The 12,958-nt window shown below is 67.7% G+C and carries 11 protein-coding genes; 4 read left to right on the top strand and 7 right to left on the bottom strand.

Annotation, left to right across the window (positions count from 1 at the left end):
• Positions 1-208: 208 nt before the first annotated feature.
• From AC5P65_RS12445 to AC5P65_RS12425, 5 genes are all read right to left on the bottom strand, one after another.
• Positions 209-403 carry a hypothetical protein gene (locus tag AC5P65_RS12445; RefSeq protein WP_019661251.1) on the bottom strand — a complete coding sequence of 65 codons (195 nt, stop codon included), beginning with the start codon at positions 401-403 and terminating at the stop codon, positions 209-211.
• Between the two features lie 70 nt (positions 404-473).
• Positions 474-2,246, bottom strand: a complete 1,773-nt coding sequence (locus AC5P65_RS12440) for an ABC transporter transmembrane domain-containing protein (RefSeq protein ID WP_021202639.1) — start codon at positions 2,244-2,246, stop codon at positions 474-476.
• Positions 2,239-2,832 (bottom strand): IMPACT family protein, encoded by a 594-nt coding sequence (locus AC5P65_RS12435; RefSeq protein WP_021202638.1) that lies wholly within the window; start codon positions 2,830-2,832, stop codon positions 2,239-2,241. Before AC5P65_RS12435 ends, AC5P65_RS12440 begins: the two co-directional genes overlap by 8 nt.
• Before the next feature lie 40 nt (positions 2,833-2,872).
• Complete coding sequence (locus AC5P65_RS12430) at positions 2,873-3,877, bottom strand: hypothetical protein (protein WP_180832330.1); 1,005 nt, start codon at positions 3,875-3,877, stop codon at positions 2,873-2,875.
• A complete protein-coding gene (locus AC5P65_RS12425; RefSeq protein ID WP_229301621.1) occupies positions 3,874-4,392 on the bottom strand; it encodes an RNA polymerase sigma factor in 519 nt (172 codons plus the stop codon). Before AC5P65_RS12425 ends, AC5P65_RS12430 begins: the two co-directional genes overlap by 4 nt.
• 247 nt (positions 4,393-4,639) lie before the next feature.
• Between AC5P65_RS12425 and AC5P65_RS12420 the strand changes: the two genes are divergently transcribed.
• Entirely contained in the window at positions 4,640-7,480 is a 2,841-nt protein-coding gene (locus tag AC5P65_RS12420) for a bifunctional diguanylate cyclase/phosphodiesterase (RefSeq protein WP_495215601.1), read from the top strand.
• Between the two features lie 20 nt (positions 7,481-7,500).
• On the opposite strand, the gene AC5P65_RS12415 is transcribed toward AC5P65_RS12420, so the two are convergent.
• On the bottom strand, positions 7,501-8,094 hold the full coding sequence (locus AC5P65_RS12415) for an LOG family protein (protein ID WP_019661256.1): 594 nt from the start codon (positions 8,092-8,094) through the stop codon (positions 7,501-7,503).
• Between the two features lie 183 nt (positions 8,095-8,277).
• A complete protein-coding gene (locus tag AC5P65_RS12410) occupies positions 8,278-9,774 on the bottom strand; it encodes an aminotransferase class III-fold pyridoxal phosphate-dependent enzyme (protein ID WP_111104026.1) in 1,497 nt (498 codons plus the stop codon).
• Positions 9,775-9,985: 211 nt separating this feature from the next.
• On the opposite strand from AC5P65_RS12410, the gene queA reads away from it, so the two are divergent.
• The 3 genes from queA (at position 9,986) to yajC (ending at position 12,908) form a co-directional block, all read left to right on the top strand.
• Entirely contained in the window at positions 9,986-11,062 is a 1,077-nt protein-coding gene (gene queA, locus AC5P65_RS12405; RefSeq protein ID WP_111104032.1) for a tRNA preQ1(34) S-adenosylmethionine ribosyltransferase-isomerase QueA, read from the top strand.
• Positions 11,063-11,299: 237 nt separating this feature from the next.
• Entirely contained in the window at positions 11,300-12,430 is a 1,131-nt protein-coding gene (tgt, locus tag AC5P65_RS12400; RefSeq protein ID WP_005409256.1) for a tRNA guanosine(34) transglycosylase Tgt, read from the top strand.
• Between the two features lie 133 nt (positions 12,431-12,563).
• Positions 12,564-12,908: a preprotein translocase subunit YajC gene (yajC, locus tag AC5P65_RS12395; RefSeq protein WP_006434333.1), complete on the top strand. Its 345-nt coding sequence runs from the start codon at positions 12,564-12,566 to the stop codon at positions 12,906-12,908.
• The last annotated feature ends 50 nt before the right edge of the window (positions 12,909-12,958 follow it).

Below are 12,958 nucleotides of genomic sequence, written 5' to 3'. Positions count from 1 at the left end.
TGGATGGTTTCTGAGCAAAGGTGTGGATAACCGCGCGCAGCCCTTGGCAGCCAAGGCTGTCAAGATGTCTGGTGAAAAATTGACCATGCTTTTTTGTAGCGTCGAGCCATGCTCGACCGCCTTTGGCAAAAAGCATGTCGACCAAGGTCGACACCCACCAGAGCGGGGCGGAATGAAATCCGGTAGCGCCGGGCATGCCTGGCGAGCCTCAGATCGTCAGCCTCAGCTCACCGCCGCTTGTCGTGAATTCGCGGCCATTGCGCACCAGCTGGCGCCCGTCATCCAGCTCATAGCGTGGCGTAGCTTCGGAGTGGTGCCCGCTGCCACTCGCTTCGGGCTTGAACTCGATGATGATGTGGCTTTCGCCGTTGCTGTCGACGGCGGGGAACTGACGGAACGACATCGTGCACCTCCTTCAGCGGATGCTGCTGTTGCGCGGCCAGCTTGGCCGCGCCGATGTTAGCCGGATGTCATCAATCGATGAACTGCAGGCGTGCCAGTTCAGCGTACAGTCCGTCTTCGGCCAGCAGCTGTGCATGCGTGCCCTCGGCGACGATGCGGCCCTGGTCCATCACCACGATGCGGTCGGCCTTGAGCACGGTGGCCAGGCGGTGGGCGATGACCAGCGTGGTGCGACCCGCCATCAACCGTTCCAATGCCTGCTGCACGCTGTGTTCGCTCTGTGCATCCAGCGCGCTGGTGGCTTCATCCAGCAGCAGGATCGGCGCATCCTTCAGCAGCGCGCGGGCAATCGCCACACGCTGCTGCTGGCCACCGGAAAGGCGGGCACCGCGCTCACCCAGCTCGCTGTCATAGCCCTGCGGCAACGCGCGCAGGAAAGCATCGGCCTCGGCGGCACGCGCGGCATCCTCGACTTCCGCGTCGCTGGCCTGCAGGCGGCCATAGCGGATGTTGTCGCGTGCACTGGCCGCGAACAGCGTCGGCTGCTGCGGCACCAGCGCCAGCTGCGCGCGCAGCTCGGCCGGGTCGACCTGGCGAACGTCGATGCCGTCCACGTCGATGTGGCCGCTGGCTGGGTCATGGAAGCGCAGCAGCATCGAAAGCACCGTGCTCTTGCCCGCCCCTGACGGACCCACCAGCGCTACGGTCTCGCCGGGGCGCACATGCAGGTTGAAGTGGTCCAGTGCGGCCTGGTCTGGTCGCTGCGGGTAGTGGAACACCACGTCGTCGAATCGTATCTCGCCACGCAGCGGTTGCGGCAACGCGTGCGGCTGGGCCGGCGCGCGGATCTCGATGTCTTCCTGCAGCAGCTCGCCGATGCGGCCCATGCCGCCGGCGGCGCGCTGCAGCTCATTCCATACTTCGGCCAGCGCGCCCACCGAACCGCCGCCGATCAATGCATACAGCACGAACTGACCCAGCGTGCCGGCGCTGAGGCGGCCGTCGATGACGTCGTGCGCGCCCAGCCACAACACGCCGACGATGGCGCCGAACACCAGCAGGATGGCGCTGGCGGTGACCAGCGACTGCGCGCCGATGCGGCGCCGAGCGGCACCGATGGCATCACCGAGTGCCTTGTCAAAGCGTCCGCGTTCATAGGGTTCGCGCGCATGTGCCTGTACCGTGCGCACCGCTCCCAGCGTCTCACTGGCCAGGCTGTTGGCGTCGGCGATGCGGTCCTGGCTGTTGCGTGCGACGGTGCGCAGCTTGCGTGCGCCGATGATGATGGGCAGCACCGCCAGTGGGATGCCAAGCAGCGACCACGCCGCCAGCCGGGGACTGGTCACAAACAGCATCGCCAGGCTGCCGATGACAGTGACCGTGCTGCGCAGAGCCACCGACATGGTCGAGCCGACCACGCTGCGCAGCAGTTCGGTGTCTGCGGTCAGGCGCGAAACCAGCTCTCCGCTGCGGCTGCGGTCGTGGAAGCCGGCGCCCAGCTGGATCAGGTGGGCATACAGCTGGCTGCGCAGGTCGGCCACGACTTTCTCGCCAAGCAGCGACACGAAGTAGAAGCGCGCGGCCGTGCCCAACGCCATCACTACCGCCACCAGCATCAGCAGGGCGAACGCACGGTTGATCTGGCCGCCGCTGCTGAAACCATGATCGATCATCTGCTTCACCGCCGGAGGCAGGCTCAGCGTGGCGGCCGAAGACACCGCCAGGGCCAGCAGCCAGGCGGTGAACAGCCCGCTGTGGCGGCGTACGAATGGCCACAGCGTGCGCAGGCTGCCGAGGCGCCGCAGCGGCGGGGTCGAAGCGGGGGCGTCGTCCTTGTCAGTCATCCTGGTCGTCTTCTATGCGGATACGGTCACGGGTGGCGTCGCGCAGGCGGATTTTCAATGCGTCGACCTGATCGGCAGGCAGTTCGATCCGCAGGCACACACCGTTGGCATCGAACTGTTCATCGCGCTTTTCCGCGCTGAAGGCGGGCAGGGTGGCGTGCAGGGTGCCGAGGTCCTCAAAGCCAGCCAGCAGCTGCAACCGGGCCAGCGCCACCAGCGGCAGGCGCGGGGCGGTGCGCAGGCACTCGGCGGCGGCGCCACCGTAGGCGCGTACCAGGCCACCGGCGCCGAGTTTGATGCCGCCGAACCAGCGCGTCACCACCACCATCACCCGGTCGAAGCCCTGCCCGTCGATTGCCGCCAGGATCGGACGTCCAGCCGTGCCGGCCGGCTCGCCATCGTCGCTGGAACGATAGTCCTGGCCGTGCCGGTAGGCCCAGCAGTTGTGGGTGGCATCGGTCACCGCGACCTGCTGCAGGAACGCCATGGCCGCTGCGGCGCCGTCGATGGGCGCGGCCTGGGCGATGAAACGGCTGTGTTTGACTTCCAGCGTGTGGCTGACCGGCTGGGCGAGGGTATCGAGCATTCCCGTCATTCTACGGGGTTGCCGGGTGTTCCCGTCCGCTTCAATCGTCCAGCAGCGGCCGCAGGTCGCGCGGCAGGCGCGCTTCCGGGTACTGCTGCATGTAGCGCTCCAGGCTGGCACGGGCCAGATCGCGCTGGCCGTCGTCGCGTCGTGTGCGGATTTTCTGCAGCCACTGCCGGCGCGGCAGTCGTGCGTCGGCGTCCACTTCGGCCTGCACGGCATCCGCGCTCAGGCGCGCATCGCTGCCGCGGCGCATGATGCCCGGTGCGGAACGGCTGGGAGCCTCACGCTTCATCGAGGTGATCTCCACCCGATCCAGCGCCTGCGCCCGCTCGACCTCGGCTGCATTGGCGGCCGGTGCGCTGGCCGCGCGTGCTTTCAGTGCCCCGGACGCTGCCGGCGCGAGGGCCGGTGCCGGTGTGGGTGCCGGGTAGGCGGCCGGTGCCGGTGGCGCAGGTGGCGCAGGCGGCGCCGCTGCCGGTGCGGGCGGGAGGGCCGCAAAGGAGACATCGGCGGCCGCATCCGCAGCCATCGATCGTGCTGCCTGGGCCGACGCTTCATCGGGTTCGGCCGGAACGGGCTTGGACGCCCGCGCGATGGCCGGTGCCGGGGCGGCGGCAACGGGGGCCGCCTCGGGTGCTGCGGGCGCAGTAGCAGGATCCGCTGCCACCACCGCGCTGTCGGCTGCGCGGTTGCCAGCGGCCTGATCGGCAGCCGCGCTGTCTTCTGCCGCAGCCGGTGCCGCAGCCACGGCCGCCTCACCGGCCGGAATCGGCGGCGGTTCCGGACGCAGCTGCCAGGCGATGCCGATGGCGAACACCATCGAGGCGGCGATGCCGAACACGGCCGGCCAACGCGGGCGTGTGCGCTGCGTGCGCGGCGCCTCCGGAGAGGCCACTGCATCGGCAGGCGGAGCATCCACGGCGGCACGGGCCGCGGCCAGAATGGCGGTGTCCAGTGCAGCCGGCGGTGCCTGTTCGGCGCGACGGCCGAGCAGCCGGGACAGCTCGCGTTCTTCCGGCGTCAGTGGTTCGTCTCGGTTCATGCGTTCAATCCCGCACGCAGCTTGTCCATCGCATAGCGCAGCCGCGATTTCACGGTTTCCCGGCCTACGCCGGTGATCTGGCCGATCTCCTCCAGGCTCAGTTCCTGATCCAGCCGCAGCTGCAGCACTTCGCGCTGCTCCGGCGGCAGTTGTTCCATCGCCAGCTGGATGCGGCGACGTTGCTCGAATTCGGATAGCTCGCCCTCCGGGGTCTGCCCATCCTCGATCGCGGCCAGGCGCAGGTCGGCGTCGGCCGGCGCGGCGGGGCGATGACGGGCGGCACGCCAATGGTCATTCAGGCGGTTGTGGGCGATGCGGAACAGCCAGGTGCTGAACGCGGCCTCGGGCTGCCAGCCGGCGCGGGCGCTGATCACCCGCTGCCAGACGTCCTGGAAGATCTCCTCGGCCAGCGCGTTGTCGCGCAGTTGCCGCAGCAGGAAGCCGAACAGGCGCTTGCGGTGGCGCGCATACAGGCTTTCGAAGGCGCGCAGGTCGCCACCGGCCCAGGCCAGCATCAAGGCTTCATCGGTTGGCAGTGCGCTGGCTTCCACGGCGTACAGGGTAAGGCCTGCGGGCGATGGCGCATAGCCGGTGGCGGGGGCGGGCAGGGCGAGGGTCATGGCTCGGATGGGGCTACGGACAGCAGGAAAAACGTACGGGTGCACGATTCGGGGTTTACGGGCTTCCATTGCCCCCCGGGTGGCGCGCTATGCTCGGCGGCTCAGGGGAGGCGACGCACAGACGGCGCCAAGAGATTGTCATTTGTCCACGCATGCTGAACCGGCGGAAGAGTCACCACACGAGGCCGTGCTGAGCACGGCGCTGGTGCGCGCGTTGCATGCGCTTTTGCCGGAAACGGCCGTGGTCCGCGTCGGCTGGGACGACCCGCAGCTCGGTCGTGGCCAGGGGGGCTGGCCGACAGCGGCTGCCGGAGGTGATGCGGCGGCACCCGGCGCGGGCGATGGCCAGCACGGCTGGGAACATGATGGTGCGCGCCTGCTGTTGTCGGTCGAAGGCGCAGTGCCTTCGCCGGCATGGTGGGGCGTTGCCCGGCAGGCGATGGAGCTGGCGCTGCAGCGCGGCCGCCAGGCCGGCCAGATCAAGGCACTGGAAGAGGCCGAGCGGTTGCAGCAGGCCCTGTTCCAGATTGCAGACCTGGCCGGTGCCGACCTTGAAATGCCCGAGATGCTGCGCCACGTGCATGGCGTGCTGGGCACGCTGATGTATGCCGAGAACTGCTACATCGTCGAATACGACGATGTGCGCGACCAGATCCGGTTCCTGTACTTCGCCGATCAGGTCGATGACTTCGTCGCCGATCCCACGCAGAGCCATGACGCCAGCGAGATGTCGCGCAGCCTGACCGTGGCGCTGCTGCGCCATGGCAAGCCGCTCAGTGGCCCTTCGCGCAAACTGCTGGCGCAGGTGATGGAACAGGAGCATGACCCGCAGCGCGGTCCCGAAAGCCTGGACTGGCTGGGCGTGCCGATGCTGCGCGACGGCCGCGTCTGCGGGGCCATCGTGGTTCAGAGCTATGAACAGGCCGCCCGCTACGGCGAGGCCGAGCGCGCACTGCTGGGCTTCGTCGCCCAGCACGTGCAGACCGCGATGGATCGGCGCCAGGCGCAGGTCCGGTTGGAACAGCAGGTGGCGCGGCGCACCCAGGAACTGCAGCGGGCCAACCACAGCCTGCAGGACGAGGTAGCCGAGCGTCGTCGTGCCGAACAGCTGCAGACCGCCCTGTACAACATCGCCGAAATGGCGATGTCGGCCGACAGCCTGGCTCAGTTCTACGGGCAGGTGCACGGCGTGGTCGGGCGCCTGCTCGACGCGCGCAATTTCTACATCGCCCTGGTCAACCCGGCCGGCAACGGCCTGGATTTCGTGTATTCGGTGGACGAGCACAATGCCAGCCGCGCGCCACGGCCCTTCAGCCGGGGCCTGACCGAATACGTGGTGCGCAACCGGCGCCCGCTGCTGGCCTCGCGCGCGCAGATCGATGCGCTGCTGGCCAGTGGCGAGGTGCGTGAATCCGGTGCACGTTCGCACTGCTGGCTGGGCGTGCCGCTGCTGCGCGACGACGAAGTGGTCGGCGCGATCGTGGTGCAGAGCTACAGCGAGAACAGCACGTTCAGCGTTCACGACCAGCGCCTGCTGACCTTCGTCGCGCAGAACATCGGTACCGGCCTGGCCCGTCAACGCGACCAGCAGCGGCTGCGTTCGGCGCATGCCGAACTGGAAAAGCGCGTGGAAGAACGTACCCGCGAGCTGGCCGAGGTCAACGAAAAGCTGCTCGGGCAGATCGGCGAGCGGCTGCGGGCCGAGCAGCGGCTCACCCATCAGGCCATGCACGATGCGCTGACCGGCCTGCCCAATCGCCTGCACCTGCTGGATCGACTGCAGGATGCGCTGGTGCTGGCCAGGCGTGAGGGTGGCCCGGTGTTCGCCGTACTGTTCCTCGATCTGGATCGCTTCAAGCTGGTCAACGACAGCATCGGGCATGCCGCCGGCGACCGCATGCTGGAGGAAGTGGCCAAGCGCATCGTATCGATGGCCGGCGCCGACGACGTGGTGGCACGGCTGGGCGGTGATGAATTCGCGGTGCTGCTGCAATGCCCGCAAGGTCTGGCCCAGGCACTGGATTTCGGCCAGCGGCTGCTGCTGGCGTTGCAGGAATCGATGTGGATCGCCGGGCGCGAACTGTTTCCGTCCGGCAGCCTGGGCATTGCCCTCTGGAATCCGCGCTACCGCACCGGAGAAGAGCTGCTGCGCGATGCGGATGCGGCCATGTACCGGGCCAAGGCGCAGGGCCATGACCGCTGTGCGATTTTCGACGAGGACATGCGCGAAGAAGCCATGCGCAGCCTGGACCTGGAAGCCGACCTGCGCCGTGCGATCAACAACCGCGATTTCGTACCGTTCTACCAGCCGATCGTGCGCTTGTCCGACGGTGAAGTGGTCGGCCACGAGGCGCTGCTGCGCTGGCAGCATGAGCGCCGTGGCCTGCTGCTGCCCGGCGCGTTCCTGGAGCTGGGCGAGGAAAGCGGCCTGATCGAGCAGGTCGACTGGCTGATCTACGAACAGGTGATCATTGGCCTCGCCGAAGGCGGGCACAGCTATGTATCGGTCAACGTATCACCGCGGCATTTCCGCTCTGCAGAGTTCAGCGGCCGCCTGTTCGGCCTGCTGGACGCATACGGGGCCGATCCGCAGCGGCTGCGGCTGGAAATAACCGAGGTGGCGCTGCTGGATGATGCCCCGCACACCCTGCGCATCCTGCAGGGGCTGCGCGAGCGCGGCATCCAGGTGCAGCTGGACGATTTCGGTACGGGCTTCTCCGCGCTGTCCTACCTGCACCGTTTCCCGATCAGCACGTTGAAGATCGACCAGAGTTTCATCGCTGGCCTGCATGGGCCGGAAGTGCAGAGCACGCGCGCGCTGGTCGAGGGCGTGCTGTCGCTGGCGCGCACGCTGGGCATCGAAACCATCGGCGAAGGAATCGAGACCGAGGCGCAGCGGCAGACCCTGCGCGAACTGGGTTGCGACTACGGCCAGGGCTACCTGTTGGGGCGGCCCGCCCCGTGGTCGCACGCGGCGGCCTGAGCCCACCGCGTGCGGCTGCATCAACGCAGGGCAGCGCGACGCTTCTCGTCGATCCACTTCGAGGCCTGGGCCGGCTGGTAGTTCTGCATCCACTCCAGCATCGCTTCGATGTCCGAGCCGTACCACAGGTCCTGGCGCTGGTCCGGGTGCAGGAAGCGCTCTTCCACCATGCGATCGATCATGCCGATCAGCGGGGCGTAGAAACCTTCCACATCGAGGAAGGCGCACGGCTTGTTGCCGATGCCCAGCTGGCGCCAGGTCAGCATTTCAAAGATCTCTTCCATGGTGCCGAAGCCGCCGGGCAGGGCGACGAAGCCGTCAGCAAGATCGAACATGCGCGACTTGCGCTCATGCATCGAACCGACGATCTCCAGTTCGGTCAGGCCGCGGTGGGCCACTTCCCAGTCGGCCAGCTGGCGCGGGATCACGCCGGTCACCTCGCCGCCAGCGGCGAGCACGGCATTGGCCACGGTTCCCATCAGGCCGACGTTGCCGCCGCCATACACCAGGCGCAGGCCGTCGCGGGCAATGCGGTCGCCCAGGGCAATGGCGCGTTCGGTGTAGGCCGGCTTGCTGCCAGCGTTGGAACCACAGTACACACAGATCGATTTCATGGATCTTCCTGTCTCTTGGCCGGAAACGAAAACGCCCCGTCGCCAACCGCAGGGCGGTCGGGGACGGGGTGTCCTTGGATTATGAGCCCTTCTGTAGAGCCGAGCCATGCTCGGCTGCTCTTCGTTCAGATCGCGGCAAAGGCCGAGTCGAGCATGGCTCGACTCTACAAACGCCAAGCAGGCTTACGCGGCAGCGGCCTGTTCGCGGCGCGGGCCTTCACGCAGGGCACGGCCGACCATCCCCACCAGCAGGTCCAGCTCCTCGCTGTCCATGCCGAAGTGCGGGGTGAAGCGCAGCGAGTTCTCGCCACCGTGGATCACGTTGATGCCGTGCTGGCGCAGCCATTCTTCGGTGGAATTGGCGCCGTAGCACTTGAACTGCGGCGCCAGCTCGCAGGAGAACAGCAGGCCGGTACCCTGCACCTTGGTGATCAGGCCGCCCAGCTCGTTCTTCAGCTGCTCCAGCTTGCGTACGGCTTCGGCGCCACGTTCGGCGATGTTGGCGCGCACCTGTGGGGTCAGCTGGGCCAGCGTGGCGCAGGCCACGTCCAGCGCACGCGGGTTGCTGGTCATGGTGTTGCCGTAGATGCCCTTGCGGTACAGCTGCGCGGCATGCTCGGTCACCGCCAGCACCGACAGCGGGTACTGCGCGGCGTTCAGCGCCTTCGAATAGGTTTCCATGTCCGGCGGGTCCAGGCCTTCGAAGCCCGGGTAATCGACCACCGAGAGCACGCCATGCGCGCGCAGGCCGGCCTGGATCGAGTCGAGCAGCAGCAGGCTGCCATGCGCACGGGTCAGTTCGCGGGCCACGGCGTAGAACGACGGCGGCACCGAGCGGCCCGGGTCGCCTTCGCCCATCACCGGCTCCAGGAACACCGCCTCGATGAACCACTGGTTGCGTGCGGCGTCCTCGAACACCTTGCGCAGGCCGGCCTCATCGTACGGCGCCACGGTGATCACCGAATCCTCGCCACGGTAGCTGGCCAGGTGCTGCATGTAGCTCTTGCGGCTGGAATCGGAATACAGGGCAGGGCGGTCGGTACGGCCATGGAAGCTGCCCTTGACCACCACGCGCTTGATCGCAGCGCCAGCGTGGCGCGCACCCGGGTCGGTCTGCAGCTTGGCGTTGACGTCGGCGATGCGCGCGGCCAGGCCGACCGCTTCGGAGCCGGAATTCAGGCACATGAAACGGGCGAATGGGCAGCCGCCACGGCGATGGCCGATCTCGGCGCGCAGGGCGGTGATGAAGCGCTGCTGCGACAGGCTGGGGGTCATGATGTTGGCCATCACCTGCGGGCGGGCCATTGCCTCCAACACGGCGTCCGGGGTGTGCCCGAAGCCGAGCATGCCGTAGCCGCCAGCGTCGTACAGCACGGCGCCCTTCAGGGTGACCACCCACGGGCCGCGCGCAGCCAGTGCCACGTACGGGGTCACCGCGTCATCGGCGTAGAAGTTGACGAAACCATCCTGCATCGCGTCGATCTGCGCCTGTTCGTCCTGCGCCAGCAGCGGCCCCAGGTCGGCCTGCACGCGCGCGAATTCCTCGGCGGCGGCGTCCACCGCGGCGATCAGCTGCGGGTGGTTGGCGGACAGGGCGGTCAGGGTGGCATCGTCCAGGCCAGTGGTGAGGCGGGTGCCGGGCTGGTTGCGCAGGGTGGCGAGGCGTTCGATGAAGCTCATTGCAGATCTCCTGAAACAATGGGTCGCACGGGCCATCAAAAGCAAAACGCGCGTCATCACGCGCGCTTGGGGGCAGGCTCGTGCAGCGGACTTCCAACTCGATGCTAGCACTTGTTTTTTTGCGCGATAACCCCGCAGAAACCTGCTGCATAGCAGCATTTTGCGCGACGTTCGCCGCGAAGCGCGCCGGCTCGCAGACGCTGGACGTACAATGCGCGCCATTGTCGACCTGTTGCCGCCCACTGCCTTGAAGAAGTCCGATTTCCACTACGACCTGCCGGCTGAACTGATCGCGCAGGCTCCCTTGGCCGAACGTTCCGCCAGCCGCCTGATGCTGGTGCCGGCCGCACCTGCGGCCTTCACCGATCTGCAGGTGCGCGACCTGCCGTCCCTGCTGCAGCCGGGCGACCTGCTGGTGTTCAACGACACCCGCGTGATCCCGGCGCGCCTGTTCGGGCAGAAGGCCAGCGGCGGCCGCGTGGAGATCCTGATCGAGCGCCTGCTCGGTGGCCAGCAGGCCCGTGCCCAGGTCGGCGCCAGCAAGTCGCCGAAGGCCGGCAGCCGCATTGCGCTGGATGCCGGTGGGGAGGCCGAGGTGCTGGGTCGCGACGGCGAGTTCTACGTGCTGCAGTTCCACGTGCCTGAGTCGCTGGAGCAGTGGCTGCTGCACGCCGGCCGCCTGCCGTTGCCGCCGTACATCCAGCGTGAGCCGGGCGTGGACGATCGCGAGCGCTACCAGACCGTGTTCGCGCGCGAAGTGGGCGCGGTGGCGGCACCGACCGCCGGCCTGCATTTCGACGAACCGCTGCTGGCCGCGCTGAAGGAGAAGGGCGTGGACTTCGGCCACGTCACCCTGCACGTGGGGGCGGGCACCTTCCAGCCGGTGCGCGCCGATGACCTGAAGGACCACGTGATGCACCGCGAGTGGCTGAACGTCGGCGCCGAACTGGTGCAGCAGGTGCGGCGCACGCGCGCCGCCGGCGGCCGGGTGATCGGCGTCGGCACCACCGTGGTGCGCGCGCTGGAAAGTGCGATGCGCGATGGCGAGCTGCTGCCGTTTGCCGGTGAAACGCAGATCTTCATCACCCCGGGCTACCGCATCCGCAGCGTCGACGCGATGGTGACCAACTTCCACCTGCCGGAAAGCACCCTGCTGATGATGATTTCCGCGTTTGCCGGCAAGGAGCGGGTGTTCGAGGCCTACCGGCACGCGATCGAGCAGCGCTACCGCTTCTTCAGCTACGGCGACGCGATGCTGCTGTTCCCGCAGGCGGGGGTAGGGCGCTGACCTCTGCCTGCTTGTGGTGGGTGCGCACCGTTGGTGCGCACTTGCAGGTGCCTGGAGACCAGGAAAGCCACGCATGGCGTGGCTCTACTGCCCAGGTAGATCCACACCATGCGTGATGAATCCGGTAGCCCTGGCCATCCCGGGCAAACCGCTCCGCCGGGCATGGCCCGGCGCTACCGGAGCAGGGAGGGCGGTTTTGGGAGACAATGGGCAACTATTTGCCCGAATGACCGCTCCATGTCCCGATTGCAGTTCCAGCTCCAGACCCGCGACGGCCGTGCCCGCCGTGGCCGCCTGACCTTCCCGCGTGGCACGGTGGAAACGCCGGCCTTCATGCCGGTGGGGACCTATGGCTCGGTCAAGGGCATCCTGCCGGACCAGGTGCGGGCGCTGGGCGCCGAGATCATCCTCGGCAACACCTTCCACCTGTACCTGCGCCCGGGCCTGGACATCATCGCCGACCACGGCGGCCTGCATGGCTTCTGCCGCTGGGATGGCCCGATCCTGACCGATTCGGGTGGCTTCCAGGTGTTCTCGCTGGCCCACCGCCGCAAGATCACCGAGCAGGGCGTGACCTTCGCCTCGCCCACCGATGGTGCCCGCGTGTTCCTGGGCCCGGAAGAGAGCATGAAGATCCAGAAGGTGCTCGATTCGGACGTGGTGATGATCTTCGACGAGTGCACCCCTTATCCGGCCACCGAGGATGTGGCGCGCCGCTCGATGGAGCTGAGCCTGCGCTGGGCCCAGCGCAGCCGCAACGCGCATGACGAGCTCGGCAACGACGCGGCCCTGTTCGGCATCGTCCAAGGGGGCGTGCACACCGATCTGCGCAGCCGTTCGGCCGAGGCCCTGCAGGCGATCGGCTTCGACGGCTATGCCATCGGCGGCCTGGCCGTGGGCGAGCCGGAGCACGAGCGCAACGCCATGCTCGACCACCTGGACCCGGAGCTGCCAAGCGACCGTCCGCGCTATCTGATGGGTGTGGGCCGGCCGGAGGACCTGGTCGAGGGTGTCGCACGTGGCGTGGACATGTTCGACTGCGTGATGCCGACCCGCAATGCGCGCAACGGCCATTATTTCACCTCGTTCGGCACCGTCCGCATCCGTAATTCCCAGTACGCGCGCGACATGGACCCGATCGAGCCGGGCTGCGGCTGCGTGGCCTGCACCGGTGGCTATACCCGTTCCTACCTGCGCCACCTGGACCGCTGCAACGAGATGCTGGCGCCGATGCTGGGCACCCTGCACAACCTGTTCTATTACGAAAAGCTCATGGCCGACATCCGTGCGGCCATCGAGGCGGGAACCTTCCTGGCCTTCCGTGAGTCTTTCTACGCGGCACGCGGGGCGGTGGCCCCGCCCCTCTAACCCGGACGCCCCCTGCCAAACGGTCCAAGGACGAACGCCCGGGGCCGTGGCATACTTCAAGGCTGACCCAGATCCGCGGTCGACACCCCCGGCCCTCAAGGGACGGGAGCGCCGCCCAACCAAAGGACCAACGATGAACCTGCTTGCTTTCCTGATTCCCGCCGCCCACGCCCAGGCCGCCGGCGGCCAACCGCAGGGCATGGGCCTGACCACGCTGCTGTTCCCGATCATCCTGATCGCCATCATGTACTTCCTGATGATCCGCCCGCAGATGAAGCGGCAGAAGGAGCACAAGGCCATGCTGGAGAAGATCAAGCGTGGCGATGAAGTGCTGACCAACGGCGGCATCGCCGGCATCGTCACCGACATCGGCGACAACTTCATCACCATTGAAGTGGCTGACAACGTGCGCATCCGCGTGCAGAAGGGCGCTGTCGGCAACGTGCTGCCGGCCGGTACCCTGAAGTCGGCCCAGTAAGCCACTCCCTTTCCGATGCACAACCGCGGCGCCGGGGATGGCGCCGCGCG

This window comes from Stenotrophomonas sp. YJH_SMC_48-3 (genome assembly GCF_059369375.1).
Note: the sequence above shows the minus strand (reverse complement) of the source record. Positions and strands in the feature narration are given on the sequence as shown.

What these genes read in the sequence shown, in the direction of transcription:
- AC5P65_RS12445 (WP_019661251.1), bottom strand. Translation starts at nt 403, where the DNA reads ATGTCGTTCCGTCAGTTCCCCGCCGTCGACAGCAACGGCGAAAGCCAC.
- AC5P65_RS12440 (WP_021202639.1), bottom strand. Translation starts at nt 2,246, where the DNA reads ATGACTGACAAGGACGACGCCCCCGCTTCGACCCCGCCGCTGCGGCGC.
- AC5P65_RS12435 (WP_021202638.1), bottom strand. Translation starts at nt 2,832, where the DNA reads ATGCTCGATACCCTCGCCCAGCCGGTCAGCCACACGCTGGAAGTCAAA.
- AC5P65_RS12430 (WP_180832330.1), bottom strand. Translation starts at nt 3,877, where the DNA reads ATGAACCGAGACGAACCACTGACGCCGGAAGAACGCGAGCTGTCCCGG.
- AC5P65_RS12425 (WP_229301621.1), bottom strand. Translation starts at nt 4,392, where the DNA reads ATGCTGGCCTGGGCCGGTGGCGACCTGCGCGCCTTCGAAAGCCTGTAT.
- AC5P65_RS12415 (WP_019661256.1), bottom strand. Translation starts at nt 8,094, where the DNA reads ATGAAATCGATCTGTGTGTACTGTGGTTCCAACGCTGGCAGCAAGCCG.
- AC5P65_RS12410 (WP_111104026.1), bottom strand. Translation starts at nt 9,774, where the DNA reads ATGAGCTTCATCGAACGCCTCGCCACCCTGCGCAACCAGCCCGGCACC.
- queA (WP_111104032.1), top strand. Translation starts at nt 9,986, where the DNA reads ATGCGCGCCATTGTCGACCTGTTGCCGCCCACTGCCTTGAAGAAGTCC.
- tgt (WP_005409256.1), top strand. Translation starts at nt 11,300, where the DNA reads ATGTCCCGATTGCAGTTCCAGCTCCAGACCCGCGACGGCCGTGCCCGC.
- yajC (WP_006434333.1), top strand. Translation starts at nt 12,564, where the DNA reads ATGAACCTGCTTGCTTTCCTGATTCCCGCCGCCCACGCCCAGGCCGCC.